16 protein-coding genes are annotated in these 16,063 nt (G+C 64.5%); all 16 read right to left on the reverse strand.

Annotated elements, in window-relative coordinates; all coding sequences use genetic code 11:
- Positions 1-8 precede the first annotated feature (8 nt).
- Positions 9-1,289: a cysteine desulfurase-like protein gene (locus P9228_RS04370; RefSeq protein ID WP_278052492.1), complete on the reverse strand. Its 1,281-nt coding sequence runs from the start codon at positions 1,287-1,289 to the stop codon at positions 9-11.
- A 39-nt stretch (positions 1,290-1,328) separates the two neighbouring features.
- Positions 1,329-2,003, reverse strand: coding sequence for an amino acid ABC transporter permease (locus P9228_RS04375; RefSeq protein WP_095824273.1), 675 nt, complete (start codon positions 2,001-2,003; stop codon positions 1,329-1,331).
- Positions 2,004-2,111: 108 nt separating this feature from the next.
- Positions 2,112-2,897, reverse strand: a complete 786-nt coding sequence (locus P9228_RS04380) for an ABC transporter substrate-binding protein (RefSeq protein WP_067003647.1) — start codon at positions 2,895-2,897, stop codon at positions 2,112-2,114.
- 83 nt (positions 2,898-2,980) lie between these two features.
- Positions 2,981-4,120, reverse strand: coding sequence for an aminotransferase class V-fold PLP-dependent enzyme (locus tag P9228_RS04385; protein ID WP_278052493.1), 1,140 nt, complete (start codon positions 4,118-4,120; stop codon positions 2,981-2,983).
- 159 nt (positions 4,121-4,279) lie between these two features.
- A complete protein-coding gene (locus P9228_RS04390) occupies positions 4,280-5,008 on the reverse strand; it encodes a GntR family transcriptional regulator (protein ID WP_278052494.1) in 729 nt (242 codons plus the stop codon).
- Between the two features lie 229 nt (positions 5,009-5,237).
- Entirely contained in the window at positions 5,238-5,633 is a 396-nt protein-coding gene (locus P9228_RS04395; protein ID WP_067003651.1) for a RidA family protein, read from the reverse strand.
- Positions 5,634-5,675: 42 nt separating this feature from the next.
- Positions 5,676-6,824: an acyl-CoA dehydrogenase family protein gene (locus tag P9228_RS04400; RefSeq protein WP_278052495.1), complete on the reverse strand. Its 1,149-nt coding sequence runs from the start codon at positions 6,822-6,824 to the stop codon at positions 5,676-5,678.
- Between the two features lie 231 nt (positions 6,825-7,055).
- Complete coding sequence (locus P9228_RS04405) at positions 7,056-7,868, reverse strand: enoyl-CoA hydratase family protein (RefSeq protein ID WP_278052496.1); 813 nt, start codon at positions 7,866-7,868, stop codon at positions 7,056-7,058.
- Entirely contained in the window at positions 7,865-8,329 is a 465-nt protein-coding gene (locus P9228_RS04410) for a MarR family transcriptional regulator (protein WP_278052497.1), read from the reverse strand. The genes P9228_RS04405 and P9228_RS04410 overlap by 4 nt, the downstream gene beginning before the upstream one ends.
- Positions 8,323-9,081, reverse strand: coding sequence for an SDR family NAD(P)-dependent oxidoreductase (locus P9228_RS04415; RefSeq protein ID WP_278052498.1), 759 nt, complete (start codon positions 9,079-9,081; stop codon positions 8,323-8,325). Before P9228_RS04415 ends, P9228_RS04410 begins: the two co-directional genes overlap by 7 nt.
- A gap of 169 nt (positions 9,082-9,250) precedes the next feature.
- The gene (locus P9228_RS04420) at positions 9,251-11,545 is read right to left on the reverse strand and encodes a bifunctional salicylyl-CoA 5-hydroxylase/oxidoreductase (protein ID WP_278052499.1); all 2,295 of its coding nucleotides are present in this window, start codon (positions 11,543-11,545) and stop codon (positions 9,251-9,253) included.
- A gap of 187 nt (positions 11,546-11,732) precedes the next feature.
- Positions 11,733-12,332, reverse strand: a complete 600-nt coding sequence (locus P9228_RS04425) for a VOC family protein (protein ID WP_245460783.1) — start codon at positions 12,330-12,332, stop codon at positions 11,733-11,735.
- An 82-nt stretch (positions 12,333-12,414) separates the two neighbouring features.
- Positions 12,415-13,245: an ATP-binding cassette domain-containing protein gene (locus P9228_RS04430; protein ID WP_278052500.1), complete on the reverse strand. Its 831-nt coding sequence runs from the start codon at positions 13,243-13,245 to the stop codon at positions 12,415-12,417.
- Positions 13,238-14,116 (reverse strand): ABC transporter ATP-binding protein, encoded by an 879-nt coding sequence (locus tag P9228_RS04435; protein ID WP_278052501.1) that lies wholly within the window; start codon positions 14,114-14,116, stop codon positions 13,238-13,240. Before P9228_RS04435 ends, P9228_RS04430 begins: the two co-directional genes overlap by 8 nt.
- Positions 14,117-14,124: 8 nt before the next feature.
- Positions 14,125-14,973 (reverse strand): ABC transporter permease, encoded by an 849-nt coding sequence (locus tag P9228_RS04440; protein WP_127241715.1) that lies wholly within the window; start codon positions 14,971-14,973, stop codon positions 14,125-14,127.
- Positions 14,966-15,973, reverse strand: a complete 1,008-nt coding sequence (locus tag P9228_RS04445; RefSeq protein WP_127241716.1) for an ABC transporter permease — start codon at positions 15,971-15,973, stop codon at positions 14,966-14,968. Before P9228_RS04445 ends, P9228_RS04440 begins: the two co-directional genes overlap by 8 nt.
- Positions 15,974-16,063: the final 90 nt, after the last annotated feature.

Here is a 16,063-nt window from a genome sequence, read left to right on the forward strand (position 1 = left end):
TCCGGGCGTCACGACAGCTTCGCAATGATTGCCCGCAGCGCTTCGCCGAAACGGTGCACTTCCTCGACCGTGTTGTAGTGCACCAGCGAGGCGCGGATCGCGCCGCTGTCCATCGACAGGTGGAGCCGCTTCATCAGCCGCGGCGCGTACATATGACCGTCGCGGATGCCGATCTGCAAGGCCGCCATCTCCTCGACGATCCTCTGCGGCGACAGTGTGCCGATGTTGAAGCAGAAGGTCGGCACGCGCTCATGGATGCGCGCCTCGTCGGCGACGCCGTAAATTGTCGCGCCGCAGGCCTTCAGCACCTTCATCATCTCGCGCGCCAGCGTCAGCTCGTACTCGCGGATGGCGTTCATGCCGGCGGCGATGTTGTCGCGGCGCGAGCGGTTGTTCTCGGCCAAGAAATTGCGGCCGATCGACTCCAGGTAGCGCACCGCTGCGTCCATGCCGGAGACATTCTCGTAGATGAAGGTGCCGGCCTCGACCTTGTAGGGCGGCTCATCCGGGATGAAGTCCTCGCGGAAGGTCGGCAGCCGCTTCAGCGTTTCGAAGCGGCCCCAGAGAAAACCCATATGCGGCGAGAAATTCTTGTAGCCTGAGCAGACGAGATAGTCGCAGTCCCAGGCCTGCACGTCGATCAGCCCGTGCGGCCCGTAGTGCACGCAGTCGAGGAACACTTCCGCGCCTGCCGCATGCGCGATCTTGGCGACCGAAGCGACATCGACAATCGAGCCGATCGAGTGCGCGGTCACCGTGCAGGCGACGAGCCGGGTGCGGTCCGACATCAGCGGCTTGAGGTCGTCGACATGCAGATTGCCGTCCTCGCGCATGCGCCACCATTTGAACCTGGCGCCGGCCTGCTCCAGCGCCAGCCATGTCGCGATGTTGGCGTCATGATCCATGTCGGTGACGACGATCTCGTCGCGTTCCGAAAGCATCTGGCCGATGCCGAGGCTGACCAGGCGGATGAACGAGGTGGCGTTCATGCCGAAGCAGATTTCGGACGGGCTGTAGGCGTTGATCAAAACCGCCACGCTTTCACGCGCTTCGGCGACGGACTGGTCGACGGTGACGCTGCGGCCGTAGCGGCCGCCGCGCTGCACGTTGTGATCCACCAGATGGCTGGTCACCGCGTCGAGCACGCTTTGCGGGATCTGCGCACCGGCGGCGTTGTCCATGAAGATGAAGTCGCCGGCCTGCCGGAGCGCCGGGAACATGGCGCGGATCTTCTCGACCGGGAACGAAGCGGCGCTCTCCTGCGCTTTCGAAACATGGTGCTGGTTCACGGGAGTCTCCTTCAGCTAATCGAGGTCATTCTAAGGGGATCAGTGCGCGGACCGAGCTTTGCCGCGCTCTTCGAGGTAGCCGACCAGCCGCACCAGCGGCCACAGGAAGGCGAGATAGATGATCGCCGCGCCGATCAGCGGCGTCGGATTGGCCATCAGCGCCTGCGCGTCGGTCGCCTGCTTCAAGAGGTCCGGCATCGCCACCACCGAGGCGAGCGCGGTGTCCTTGAACACCGAGACGCAGTTGCTGGTGAGCGGCGGAATGACGACACGGATTGCTTGCGGCAGGATCACCTTGCGCATGGCGACCCAAAAGGGCAGGCCGAGCGCCGAGGCCGCCTCGAACTGGCCCTTCGGAATGTTCTCGATGCCGGCGCGGCAGACTTCCGCCGTGAAGGCCGCCAACACCAGTGACAGCGCAAGTGCTGCCGAGACGAAGGACGACAAGCGGATGCCGATGAAGGGCAGGGCGTAATAGATCAGGATCAGCACCACCAGGATCGGAAGCGCGCGGAACATGTCGATGTAGAGCGTCGCCAGCCGCCTGAGCGGCTTTGGCGCGTAGAGTCGCACCAGGCAGATCGCCAGCCCGCCGATCGTGCCGAAGACGATCGCCGCGCAGCCGAGCAGAATGGTGTTGCCAAGACCGCGGATCAGGATCGGAAACGATCGAACCAGGATGCCCCAGTTGAAGAAGGTGTCGATCAGTTCCATCGGCGCTCACCGTGAGACAAGGTTCGCCGTGTTTGGCGAAACCCAAATGGTCGAGGCGAGAGCGCCAGCGGCTGCTGCCGCTCTCGCCGGAATTTCTGATTAGCCGGCTTATTGCGGGATCGGGCCAGGGGTCACCGTGCTGGTGCCGGCTTCCGGATCGACGCCGAACCACTTTTTGTGGATCGCGGCCATGGTGCCATCCTTCTTCATTTCGCTGATGGCGTCGTTGACCTTTTCAAGCAGCGGATGGCCCTTCTTGGTCATCATGGCGAAGCGCTCGCCGGTCGGGATGCGCACCAGGATCTTGAGCGCTGGCATCTGCTTGATGGCGAACAGGAAGCCGGCGAGCTCGCCCGCGCCGCCGTCGATGCGGCCGTTCTGCACGTCGAGCAGAAGGTCCTGCTGGGCGTTGTAGCTCTTGGTTTCTGCAACGCCGAGCTTGGCGGCGTTCTCCTTCATGTAGGCTTCGCCCGTCGAGCCGGCGATGACCCCGATGGTCTTGCCCTTCAGATCGTCGAGCGATTTGATGGCGGAATCCGCCTTGCCGACGATGGTACCGTCGCTGTCGTAATAGGCTTGCGTGAAGCCCTGGTTCTGCAGCCGCTCCTTGGTGACCGAGATCGAGGACACGGCAAAGTCGATGCGGCCCGAAGCGGTCGCTGCGAACAGCGCCTGGAAGCCGAGATCCTGGAACTCGACCTCTGCGCCGATGCGCTTGGCGACATCATTGGCGACGTCGATCTCAAACCCCTCGAAGGCACCCGAATCGGTCTTGTATTCCCATGGCGGGTTGGCCGGATAGGCGCCCACCATGATCTTGTCGGCAAAGGCGGGCGCCGCAAAGGCGAGGCCGGCAGCGACGGCCATCCCAATCAGTCCTAGACGTTTCAACATCTTGCTTCCCTCTGGTTCGGTTCCTGATCCGCCCCTTTCCGGCGCCAAACTCCCGGGCGCCGCAGGCGAGGCGGTACCTGAATTCACGACGGACGGCGTCGCCGCGAACCGATATGCTCCGTGATCTGCGCGATCAGCGCATCGACCGCCGTCTCTGTGGTGACCATGCCGGGAGACAGCCGCAGCGTCGTGCCGCGCGCATCGCAGTAAAGCCGCTCGTCGCGAAGCGCAGCTATGATCTTCGCCGGCTCGGTACCTTGCGGCAGGCCGAGCATCACGCTGCCGCCACGTTCACTGGCATCGAGCGGCGAGCGGATCTCCCAGCCATTCTCCAGCGCGGCGCCGATGATACGCTCGACGAGCCCGGCATTCTGCGCGCGGATGATGTCGATGCCGGTCTGTTCCACCCACTCCAGCCCGGGCAGCGAGGCGACGCTTGCCAGGATCGCCGGCGTGCCATGATCGAAGCGGCGCGCATCGTCGGCGTAAGTGAAAGCGTCGAGGTCCCAGGAGAACGGGTTCGGCTGACTGAACCAGCCCCGCAACTCCGGCCGGCAGGACGCCAGAAGGTCAGGCGCGACCTGCAAAATGCCGGCGCCGGAGGATCCACACAGCCATTTGAGCGAAGTCGAGACGACGAAATCGACCGGCGTCGCGGCAACCGAAAACGGCGCCACGCCGATGCCTTGTGTGACATCAACGCCGACTATGCTGCCCACGGCGCGGCCATGCGCGGCGAGGCGGCCGACATCGCAGCGGTGCGAGGCCGTCGAGGTGACGAAGGTAATGAGCGCGAGCCCGACATCCGCCTGCCAGCGGTCGATGAAATCCTGGTCGCGAACCCAGGTCTCGCCAGGCCGCAATGGGACGGTGTCGAGGGTGAAGCCGAAACGCTCTCCCAAGCCCGCCAGCAGGAAATGCAGGCTAGGAAAACAGTCGGCGGCGACCAGCAGCCGCTTTCCCGCCAGCCGCTCCGTCGGCAAGCCACCGATCAGGCTATAGAGCGCGGCGGTGACATTCTCGGCCGTGGTCAGCGTGCCTTGCGGCGCCTCGATCAGCCGCCTCCAGGCATCGATGAAGCGTTGCCGCGCCGCAAGCGCGGCAGGCCACTGACCGTCGTCTTCCGCCGACCAGATGTTGGAGAAATCCGTCAGCGAGGCGGCCATTCGCTCGGCCTTGCCGGGAAAGGTGCCGATCGAATGATAGAGAAAATAGCCGGACATTCGCTGTCTCGCTCCCTGTGATCATGTGATCACAAATACGGACAGGGATCAATGCGCCGCGGCTGAAGAAATGCGGGTCAGCGCCTCAAAATCCGGCTGTTCTCTTGGTCCAGGAGCTTGGCCCAGGCGGCTTCAAAGCCACTCTGCGGCGGCCGCCTATCAAGGCGCCCTTCCGAAAGCGGCAAAATCGACCGGTCTGGGCTCCGGCACGTCAGGACAGATCGCCCGCAAAGTCGCTTGTGTCGCCGTGATATCGGCCACCACCTCGTCGCGCGCGCGGGTGAAATCCTTGTCCTTGATGGCCGCTATGATCGCGACGTGCCGGCCCGAAGGCTCCATGGTGCCGGCGCGCATCAGCGGCGCGACATAGTTGGACAACAGCCGCATGTACGGACCGAAGCGCAGCCACAGCGTCTCGATCAGCTGAAACAGCACATCGGAACCGGAGGCGCGGTAGATGGTGAAGTGGAACTGCTGGTTCTTGGCGATCAGCTCGTAGATGCTGCCGTCGCGGCCGATCGCCTGCTGGTCGTCAGTAACCCTTTGCAGCAAGCCGATCTCGGCTGCGGTCAGGCGCGGCGCGCCAAGCTCGGCGGCCAGCCCCTCGACGGCGAGCCGGGCCCGGCAGAGGTCGTCGAGCCGCGCCCGCGTCACCACCGGCACGCAGGCTGAGCCGTTCTGCGAGATTTCCAGCGCGTTCTCTGCCGCCAGCCGCCGCAACGCCTCGCGCACCGGCATGTTTGAGGTGCCGAAAGCCTCCGCCAGCGAGGCGATGGTCAGCACCTGCCCGGGATCGAAGCTGCCGACCATGAGGGCATGGCGAAGCTGCTGGTAGACGCCATCCTGGACGGTGATGCGTCCCGATACGGGTTCGAAGCCCAGAGCCACGCTTTTGCTTTCCTTGGTGCCGGCAAAGTTTATGTGCGAATATCCGCCAACGCGGGTATGATCATCTGATCACAAATTGTGCCGGCAGCCAAGCGGCCGTTGCCGTACTGTCACGGCAATGCTGACGGACGGAAGGCAGATACGATCCCTCGAGCGTCAGCGCCGAGTTGGCGTAGCCGCCTTCGCGGCTTCAGGCCATTGCGAAATAGAAGCCCGTAGCGCCTCCGGCTCACTCCGGAATAATTGCGATTGCCTGTATCTCCACCTTCGCCCGGTCCTCGACCAGCGCCACCACCTGCATGGCGGCCATCGCCGGAAAATGCCGGCCGATGACGGCGCGGTAGGCTTCGCCGATCCCTTTGAGGTTAGCGAGGTACTCGGCCTTGTCGGTAAAATACCAGGTCATCGAGGTGATGTGTTGCGGCTCCCCGCCGGCCTCGGCGAGAACGGCGACGACATTGGTGAGGGTCTGGCGCACCTGATCGACGAAATCGTCGGTCTCGAACCGGCACTCGGCATTCCAGCCGACCTGGCCGCCGATGAAGACCAGCCGGCCACGCGCGGCAACGCCGTTGGCATAGCCGATCGGTTTGGCCCAGCCTTCCGGCTGCAGGATCGTGTGCATGTCTAGCCTCCCTTAAGTGAAATGCGGTCCGCAAGCATGATCTCACGCCGCTCCCATCACTTGCCTGGCGATCACCACTTTCTGCACGTCGGAAGCGCCCTCATAAATGCGCAGCGCGCGTATCTCGCGATAGAGGCTCTCGACGATGTGGCCCTTGCGCACGCCGTCGCCGCCATGCAGCTGCACCGCCTTGTCGATCACTTCCTGCGCGGTGTCCGTGGCGAACAGCTTGGCCATTGCCGCCTCGCGAGTGACGCGAGCGGCGCCCATATCCTTGGTCCAGGCGGCGCGATAGACGAGCAGGGCAGCGGCGTCGACATCCAGCGCCATGTCGGCGATGTGGCCCTGCACCATCTGCAGTTCGGCCATCGGCGCGCCGAACAGTTTTCGCTCGGACACCCTTTTGATGCTTTCGTCCAACGCTCTTCGAGCAAAGCCGAGCGCTGCGGCGCCCACCGTCGAGCGGAAGACGTCGAGCACCGACATGGCGATCCGAAAACCGTCGCCGGGTTTGCCGATCAGGGCGGAAGCCGGAACGCGCACATTGTCGAACGAGAGCCGCGCGAGTGGATGCGGGGCGATAACTTCCAATCGTTCGGCGATGCCAAGGCCTTTGATGTCCGCAGGCACGATCAAAGCGGAAATTCCCTTGGCGCCGGGCGCCTCGCCGGTGCGGGCGAAGACGATATAGACGTCGGCAATGCCGCCATTGGAGATCCAGGTCTTCTCGCCCGAAAGCACATAGCAATCGCCGTCGCGGACAGCCGCCATCTCCATGTTGGCGACATCCGATCCCGAGCGCGGCTCCGACAGCGCAAAGGCTGCGATCGCCTGGCCCGCCCGCGTCTTTTGCAGCCAGCGCTGCTGCTCCGGTGTGCCGAACAGCGAGATCGCGCCGGTGCCAAGTCCCTGCATGGCGAAGGCGAAGTCGGCGAGCCCGTCATGGCGCGCCAGCGTCTCGCGCGTGATGCAGAGCGTACGCACGTCGAGCGGCCCCGGCTTGTCGGGGTCGAGCGCCGTCGGCTTCAGCCAGCCGTCGCGGCCGAACATGGAGACGAGGTTGCGGCAGGCCGCGTCGACATCGTGGTGATCGACGGGCAGGTTCTTGGCACACCAGGCGTCGAGTTGCTCGGCGAGCTGGCGGTGGCGGTCTTCGAAGAAGGGCCAGTTAAGGAAGGAACGGTCAGGCATCGGTGCCTCCGCTACTCTTCAAGGCCTCTGCTCTACGGCGCCCCCCTCTGTCCTGCCGGACATCTCCCCCACAAGGGGGGAGATTGGCAGTTTTGGCGCCCCGCTCATTGTTGCGACCTTGGCGATTGGCGAAGGCAGAGATGACAGCTAATCTCCCCCCTTGTGCAGGAGATGTCCGGCAGGACAGAGGGGGGCGCTGTCCCGCCAACGTCTCCGTTAAAAGAGCCATCCTCAATTCCCCTCGAACACCGGCTTTTCCTTGGCCACGAACGCCTTGTAGGCGCGCTCGAAATCGCCGGTCTGCATGCAGATCGCCTGTGCCTGCGCTTCCGCCTCGATCGCCTGGTCGAGACCCATCGACCATTCCTGGTTCAACTGCGTCTTGGTGATGCCGTGCGCGAAGGTCGGGCCGGAGACGATGCGCGCTGCCATCTCGAGCGCGTCGGCCTCGAGCCCCGCCGCATCGACCAGCCGATTGTAGAACCCCCAACGCTCGCCTTCGGCCGCGCTCATCGTGCGGCCGGTGTAAAGCAGTTCGGCGGCGCGGCCCTGGCCGATGATGCGGGGCAAGATCGCGCAGGCGCCCATGTCGCACCCGGCAAGGCCGACGCGGGTGAACAGGAAGGCGGTCTTTGCTTCCGGCGTCGCGATGCGGATGTCGGAGGCCATGGCGATGATCGCGCCGGCGCCGACGGCGACACCATCCACCGCCGCGATGATCGGCTTGCCGCAATTCAGCATCGCCTTGACGAAGTCGCCGGTCATGCGCGTGAAGGAGAGCAGCGCCTTCATGTCCATCTTGACCAAGGGTCCGATGATGTCGTGGACATCGCCGCCCGAGCAGAAACTGCCGCCATTGGGCAGGAACGCCACGGCGTCGACATCATCGGCGTAGACGAGATCGCGAAAAGTGTCGCGCAGCTCGGCATAACTGTCGAAGGTCAGCGGGTTCTTGCGCTCAGGCCGGTCGAGCCGGACCTTCGCGACCCTGCCTTCCACCTCCCAGAGGAAGTGCTTCGGCTTGAGCTTGGTCATGGCGCTCATTCGCGTCCCTCCCAATTGCTGCGGAACGATTTCAGCATGCCGGTCAGCCGGCGCGCTTCGTCCTCGCTGACAGTGCCGAGCAGCTCGCCGACCCAGTTCTCATGCGCCGCGGCGATTGCCGCGAAGGACTTTGCGCCTTCCTCGGTCAGCCGCACCATCGAGGTGCGGCGGTCGCCGTTGCGGCGCGCGCGCGTCACCAGCCCTTCGGAGGCCAGCCTGTCGACGATGCCGGTGATATTGCCGTTCGACACCAGCAGGAATCGCGACAGGTCGCTCATCAGCATGCCCTCCGGCGAGCGGTAGAGCGCCGCCATCACGTCGAAGCGCGGCAGCGTGGTGTCGAACTCCTTCTTCAGCCGCTCGCGCAGCTCGGCCTCGATCGTGCGCGAAGCACGCAGCAGGCGGATCCACAGCCGCAACCTGTCCTTGCCCGGCCCGATAGACGTCGGTCCCGCTACCATGTCTCGCCTCCCGAGACCGAGATCGCCTGTCCGGTGATCGACCGCGCAGCATCGCTGCAGAGCCAGAGCACCGTCGCGGCGACCTCTTCCGGCTGGATGAAACGTGCCTGCGGGTTCGCAGCCGAAAGGCTCGCGCGTGCCTCATCGGCGGAACGGCCGGTCTTCTCGATGATGCGCTGGATGGAGTCCTCCAGCATGTCGGTTTCGACGAAACCCGGGCAGATGGCGTTGACGGTGATGCCGGACTTGGCGGTCTCGGCTGCGAGCGCCCGCATCAGCCCGACGACGCCATGCTTGGCCGCTACGTAGGGCGCGACATACGCGTAGCCCTTCAGTCCGGCGGTCGAGGCAATGAAAACGACACGGCCTGTCTTCCGCGCCAGCATGCCGTTAAGCGCTGGCTTCACGGTCAGGAAAGCGCCGGTGAGGTTGACGTCAAGCGTGCGCCGCCAGTCGGCGAGCGAGGTCTTGTAAGCCGGCGCACTGGCAGCCATCCCGGCATTGGCGACGACGATCTCGAAGGGACCGCGCGCCGCCTCGGCCTTCTCGTACAGCGCCGTCATGTCGGCTTCGTCGGTGGCATCGGCGCCGATGCCGAAGATGCGGTCGTTTGCCTTCGTGACTTCATTCAGCGCGGCCTTGCGGCGCCCGCAGATGGTGACCTCGACGCCGGCTTCCGCCAGCGCCAGTGCGATGGCACGGCCGACGCCGGAGCCGCCGCCGGTGACCAGCGCATGCTTGCCGGCGATCATGCGCCAGTCCTCCAGGCAAGGCGCTGCCACTCACCCTTACCCTCTCCCCGTGAAGGACGGGGAGAGGGGGCCGCCAGCGTTTGAGCTTGTGCCTTCTCCCCGTCCTTCACGGGGAGAAGGTGCCGGCAAGCGGATGAGGGGCAGCGCCGACGTGAAAACATAAATGCGCTCATACCTTCAGCCCCGCCGCCGCTTCGCGTTCGGCCAGCCGGTAGATCTGGTCGCGTCCGCGTAGATAAGGATCCGGCCATTTGACGCCGCGATCGCCGAGGGCGACCGCCGCATGCAGCGTCCAATAGGGATCGCTGAGATGCGGCCTAGCCAGCGCCACCAGATCGGCGCGTCCGGCCATCAGGATCGAGTTGGCGTGGTCCGGCTCGTAGATGTTGCCGACCGCCATCGTCGCCATGCCGACCTCGTTGCGGATGCGGTCGGAGAACGGCGTCTGGAACATGCGGCCATAGACCGGCTTCGCGGCGATCGTGGTCTGGCCGGCCGAGACGTCGCAGAGATCGACGCCGGTTTGATGCAGAAGCTTGGCGATCTCGACCGCATCGGCCGGCGTGACGCCTTCGATCCCTACCCAGTCATTGGCGGAGATGCGCACCGAGATAGGCTTTTCGGCCGGCCACACGGCGCGCACCGCGTGGAAGATCTCCAGCGGATAGCGCATGCGGTTCTCCAGCGAGCCGCCATAGTCGTCGGTGCGCCTGTTGGTCAGCGGCGTGATGAAGGCGGAGAGCAGATAGCCATGCGCGGCATGGATCTCCAGCATGTCGAAGCCGCAGCGCTCGGCCATCTCCGCCGAGGCGACGAACTGGTCGCGCACAAGGTCCATGTCGGCGCGGTTCATCGCCTTCGGCACCTGATTCTGTGGCGACCACGGCACGGCTGAAGGCGCTATCACCGGCCAGTTGCCGGAGGGCAGCGGCTCGTCCGTTCCTTCCCAGCCGAGGCGAGTCGAGCCCTTCGGGCCTGAATGGCCGATCTGGGCGCAGATCTTGGCTTCGGTCTCGGCGTGGACGAAATCGACCAGCCGCTTCCAGGCGACCTCATGCTCGGGCTTGTAGAAGCCGGTGCAGCCAGGGGTGATGCGTCCCTCCGGGCTGACGCAAGTCATCTCGATATAAACGAGCCCGGCCCCGCCCTTGGCGCGCTCGGCATAGTGGGCGAAATGCCAGTCGGTCGGGCAGCCGTCGACCGCCTTGTACTGGGCCATCGGCGAGACGACGATGCGGTTCGTGAGCGCCATCTCGCGCAGTCTGAATGGCGCGAACATCGGCGCGCGGCGCAGCATGTTGCCGCCGGCGCCGGCCTTGCGCTGGAACCATTCCTCCGCGCCCGCCAGCCAGTCGGCATCGCGCAGACGAAGGTTCTCGTGGCTGATGCGCTGCGAGCGGGTGAGCAGCGAATAGTTGAATTGAACTGGATCCAACCCGAGATAACGTTCGACTTCCTCGAACCATTCGAGCGAGTTGCGCGCCGCCGATTGCAGTTTCAGCACCTCGGTGCGGCGAGCATCTTCGTATTTGCGGAAGGCCGCTTCGAGGTCGGACTCGGACTCGACATAGTCGGCGAGCGCGACGGCGCTCTCCAGGGCCAGCTTCGTGCCGGAGCCGATCGAGAAATGCGCCGATGCCGCCGCGTCGCCCATCAGCGCCAGATTCTTGTAAGACCAGCGCTCGCAAAGCACGCGCGGGAAGTTGATCCAGGCCGAACCTCTGATGTGATTGGCATTGGTCATCAGCGAATGGCCGCCGAGATGCTTTTCGAAAATGCGCTCGCAGACAGCGATCGATTCCTGCTGCGTCATCGCGCCGAAACCGAAGGCAGCCCAGGTCTGTTCGCTGCATTCGACGATGAAGGTCGCGGTCTCGCTGTCGAACTGGTAGGCATGCGCCCACACCCAGCCATGCTGCGTCCTTTCGAAGATGAAGGTGAACGCGTCGTCGAATTTCTGCGTGGTGCCGAGCCACACGAACTTGCATTTGCGCGTGTCGATGTCGGGCTTGAAAACGTTGGCGAAGGTGGCGCGCGACTTCGAATTCAATCCGTCGGCCGCAACGACAAGGTCGTGCCTTTCCATGAACGGCCTGGGATCGGAAATCTCGGTCTCGAACATCATCTTGATGCCGAGCTCGCGCGCTCTGCGCTGGAGCAGAATTAAAAGCCGCTTGCGGCCGATGCCGCAGAAGCCGTGGCCGGTCGACACCGTGCGCACGCCGTCATGAATGACGGCGATGTCGTCCCAGTAGGCAAAATGCTTCCTGATCCAGACCGCGCTGACAGGGTCGTTCCTGGTCAGGTTCTCCAGCGTTTCGGCCGACAGCACCACACCCCAGCCGAACGTATCGTCGGGGCGGTTGCGCTCGTAGACCGTCACGTCATGCGCGGCGTCGCGCAGCTTCAGCGAGATGGCAAAATAGAGGCCGGCCGGTCCGCCGCCGAGAACCGCAACCTTCATGTCTTGCGATCTCCTCTAGAGCAATTCCAGGGAAAGTGCGTAGCGGTTTCCCGTCCGGAATTGCGTCAAACGCTCAATGGGCATCAGGGACCGCCGAGGGGCCGGCGGTTCCAACATCAGTATCGCGCCTGCCGGCAATTATTTCAAGCTTAAAGTTTCATAATTGAACAATTGCGGCGCGATCAGCTCACTTGGCTGGATCTTTGGGACTCCACAGCACAGTCTCGGCGCCTTTCTCGTAAGCCATGCCGTCGGGATAGCTGATCGCTTCCAGCTGCAGTCCCCAGGGCGCCTGGAAGTAGAGGATGGTTTGACCGGCGGCCGGTCCTTCTTTGACCGGCAGAGGACCCATCCTGGTCTTCACGCCCTTGGCGTCGAGATAGGCCTTCGCGGCGGCGACATCGTCGACATAGAAGGCGATATGGAAGCCGCCGATGTCGCTGTTCTTCGGCGTCAGGTCCTTCTGGTCGGGCGCGGTGTATTTGAACAATTCGATGTTCGATCCATAGCCGCAGCGCACCAGGGTGATCTCCTCGATTACCGCTTTTGGATCGACGCCGAGCAGGTCCTGCATGAAGGTGCCCTTGTCGTCGGCGAACGGGCCGAAGGACATCGCCTTCTTGCAACCGACCACATTGGTGAAGAAGTCGACGGCCTGCTTCATGTCGGGCACGGTGACGCCGGTATGGTCGTGGCCGCGCATGCCGGGGATCGAGTCGGCCGAAGCCGTTCCCATTGAGCCGAACAGGATTGCGCCGAGCATTGCGCCGCTTCTTGCGTATTTCATGTCAACCTCCATTGGCGGGCTGACTTTGCTCCCATGCACATCCGAGGCCCGCTGTTCGGTGTGCGGACAAGGTTTGACTTTCTCATGCCGGCGCCTTTGCAGGCGGCTGCAGCCAGTCCGCATCGATCTCAGGCAGCGGGATGGCAGCGAGCAGGTCGCGCGTGTAAGTCTCCTTCGGATTGTCGAAGAGCACGTCGGTTGCGCTGGCTTCGACGATCCTTCCCTCGCGCATGACGATGACTTGCCGGCAGAGCCGCCGGATCACCGACAGATCATGGCTGATGAAGGCGACCGTCAGCCCCATCTCGGCCGCGAGCTTTTCCAGCAGCGTCAGGATCTGTGCCTGCGTCGAGACGTCGAGGCCGGAGACGATCTCGTCGGCCAGAACGAATTTCGGCGACAGCGCCAGCGCCCGTGCGATGCCGACGCGCTGGCGTTGCCCGCCGGACAGCTCGTGGCGGTAGCGGCCGACAAAACTCTGCGGCAGGCCGACGCGCTGCAGGGCTTCCGCCACGCGCTCCTTCAGCCGGTCGCCAAGCCCGTTCTGCCTCAAGGGTGCCGCGATGATGTTGAAGATGGTGTGCCGCGGGTTGAGCGAGGACATCGGGTCCTGGAAGATCATCTGCAGGTCGCGACGCAGTGGTCTGAGCTCCGCTTCCGAAAGATGGCCGATGTCTCGCCCTTCGAAGCAGATCGAGCCGGCGCTCGGCTCGATCAGCCGCACCAGCGCGCGGCCGAGCGTCGACTTGCCGGAACCGGATTCGCCGACGATGCCGGTCACCGATCCCTTGGGCAGGTCGAAGTCCAGTCCTTTGAGGATCTCGGCCAGTGGCGCCCGGCCGATCAGCGGCTTGCGCGTCATGTCGGGCAGCGCCACCTTCAGCCCGCGGACGGAAAACAGTGGCTCAGCCATGGCTTGGCCTCCACGCCCTGTCGGCGCCCGCGATCTCGTCCGCGAGCCCGGCCAGCACGGTTTCGTTCACCGGCTTCAGCGATGCGTAGGGATCGGTATAGCGCGGCGTCGCCGCGATCAGCGCCCGCGTGTAGGAGTGCTGCGGCGATGCGAACAGGTCGGGGGTCGCGGCTTCTTCGACCACCTTGCCGGCATAGAGCACCGACACTTTCTGGCTGATCTTGGCGACGACACCGAGATCGTGCGTGACGAACAGAAGCGCCGTGCCGTGGTTGCGCTGCAATTGCGCGATGAGGCGCAGGATCTGCTTCTGCACGGTCACGTCCAGCGCCGTCGTCGGCTCGTCGGCGACCATCAGCCTGGGCTCGGCGGCGAAAGCGGCCGCGATCAGCACGCGCTGGCGCATGCCGCCGGAGAGTTCGTGCGGATAGCATTTCAGAACACGCTCGGGCTCGCGGATCTGCACCTCGTCGAGCAACTGCCGGATACGCTTGTCTGCCTTCTCGCCGCTCCAGCCGAGGATGCGCACCAGCCGGTCGATCATCTGCGGGCCGATGCGGCGCGACGGGTTGAGCGCGGTGAGCGGGTCCTGTGGGATCAGCGCGGTACGCGCGCCGATCAGCGTCCGCCGCGCCTTCGCATCGAGGCGGCCGAGATCCTCGCCCTCGATCAGCATCTCGCCCTCGACGATGCGCACGCTCTTCGGCAGCACGCCGAGCACCGCCTTGCCAATCATCGTCTTGCCGGCGCCGCTCTCGCCGACCAGCGCGCGGACTTCGCCCGGCTGCACGGTGAGCGACACCGAGCGCAGCACGCGCTGGCCGTTGGACAGCACGGCGCTCAAGGAGCGGATTTCGAGGCATGGTTCCATATTGGCGCTCATCGCAGCACCGGATCGAATCGCGCCTTCAATCCTTCGCCGAACTGGCTGAAGGACAGCACGGTGAGGATCAATGTGATCAGCGGGAACACCAGCACCCACCAAGCCTGGTGGATCGACAGCCGGCCCTCGGCGATGATGCCGCCCCAGGTCGGATCGTCGCTCGAGATCGACAGATTGACGAAGGAGAGGATTGCCTCGACGATGACGGCGATGCCCATCTCAAGCGACAAGAGCGCCACCACCGACGGCAGCACATTGGGCAGGACTTCGCGCAGCATGATGCCGATGCGGCCATAGCCGGCGATGCGCGCGCTCTCGACATAGTCCATGCGCGCCTGACCCATCGCCTCGGCGCGGATCACGCGGCAGAAGCGCGTCCAGTCGATGACGGCGATGGCGATGATGACGGAGCTCAAGCCGGTGCCCAGCACCGCGACCAGGAGGATCGCGAACAGCACCGGCGGGAACGCCATCCAGACATCGACGATGCGCGAGATGACGCGGTCGGCCCAACCGCCGAAATAGCCGGCAATGAGCCCGAGCGCCGAGCCGATGATGCAGGCGGACGCCGCCGCGGCGAAGGCGACGATGAAGGCGATGCGGCCGCCGAAGATCAGTCGTGACAGGAGATCCCTGCCGAGGCTGTCGGTGCCCAGCCAATAACCGGGCTCGGCGCCATCGAGCCAGAAGGGCGGCAGACGCTCGAGCATCAGGTCCTGCGCCAGCGGATCTTGCGGTACGATCAGCGGCGCCAAGATGGCCGCAAGCAGCGCCAGCAGAAGCCAGCCGCCGGCCAGCCATAGCCGCGGGCTGAAGCGCCGTCGCGAAATGCGCGCCTCATCCATGACGCAGCCTCGGATTGAGCAGCGCATACATCATGTCGACGGCAAGGTTGATCAGCACGAAGAGCAGCGCGAAGACCAGCACGATGCCCTGGATCAGCGGCAGGTCGCGGTTGATGACGGCATCGATCGCCATATTGCCGAGACCCTCATAGGAGAACAGCCGCTCGACGATGACCGTGCCGCCGATCAGGAAGGTGAACTGCACGCCCACCAGCGTCAGCGTTGGCAGCGCCGCGTTCTTCAACGCCTCGCGCAGGATAACCTGCGTTTCGGAAAAGCCTTTGACCCGCGCGAGCACGACATAGTCGAGGTCGAGCACTTCCTTCAGCGACTGTTTCAGGAGTTGCGCGATGATCGCCGCCAGCGGCAACGCCAGCGCGATCGCCGGCATCAGCATGTGCTTGAGCAGGTCCCGGGTGAGGTCGAAGCGGAGCCTGAGAATGCTCTCGGCGAGATAGAACTGGGTGACGAAGGGCAGGTCGAGTTGCGGTGACACTCGACCGGAAATGTCGAACACCGGGATGAGCACGCCGAACAGCAGGATCAGCACCAGGCCCCACAGGAAATCGGGGATGGAGAGCGTCGCGCCGCTGGCGATGTCGATGCCGGCTTCGACGGCCGTGCCACGCGAACGCGCACCGAGGATCGCAGCGGAGACGCCGATCGCCACCGCCATCAACAGCGCGACGGTGGCCAATTCCAACGTCGCCGGCAGCCGGTTGAAGACGAGGCCGAGCACATCCTGGCGCAGCGAGATCGAAGTGCCGAAATCGCCATGCAGCACGCCGGCGAGCCAGATGAAGAACTGCTGCGCAATACTCTTGTCCAGCCCATAGAGCGCGCGCAGACGCGCTATGTCGTCATTGCTGGCGCCGGGTGGCAGCATCATCGCGATCGGGTCGCCGGGCGCCACGCGGATGACGACGAAGACGACGACGGCGACGCCGAACAGTGTGACCAGCATCGTCATCAGACGAACAAGAAATCTCTGCAGCAGCATGCTCGCTGAGCCTAATGCATTCGGCCCCTCACCGGCCGGATGAGGGGGCCTGCGTCGTTGGAGAAGGTGCGCTGCGCCAGCGCAGCTTCT

The sequence above is a fragment of the Mesorhizobium sp. WSM4898 genome (genome assembly GCF_029625845.1).
In the GTDB taxonomy this organism is placed as follows: Bacteria; Pseudomonadota; Alphaproteobacteria; order Rhizobiales; family Rhizobiaceae; genus Mesorhizobium.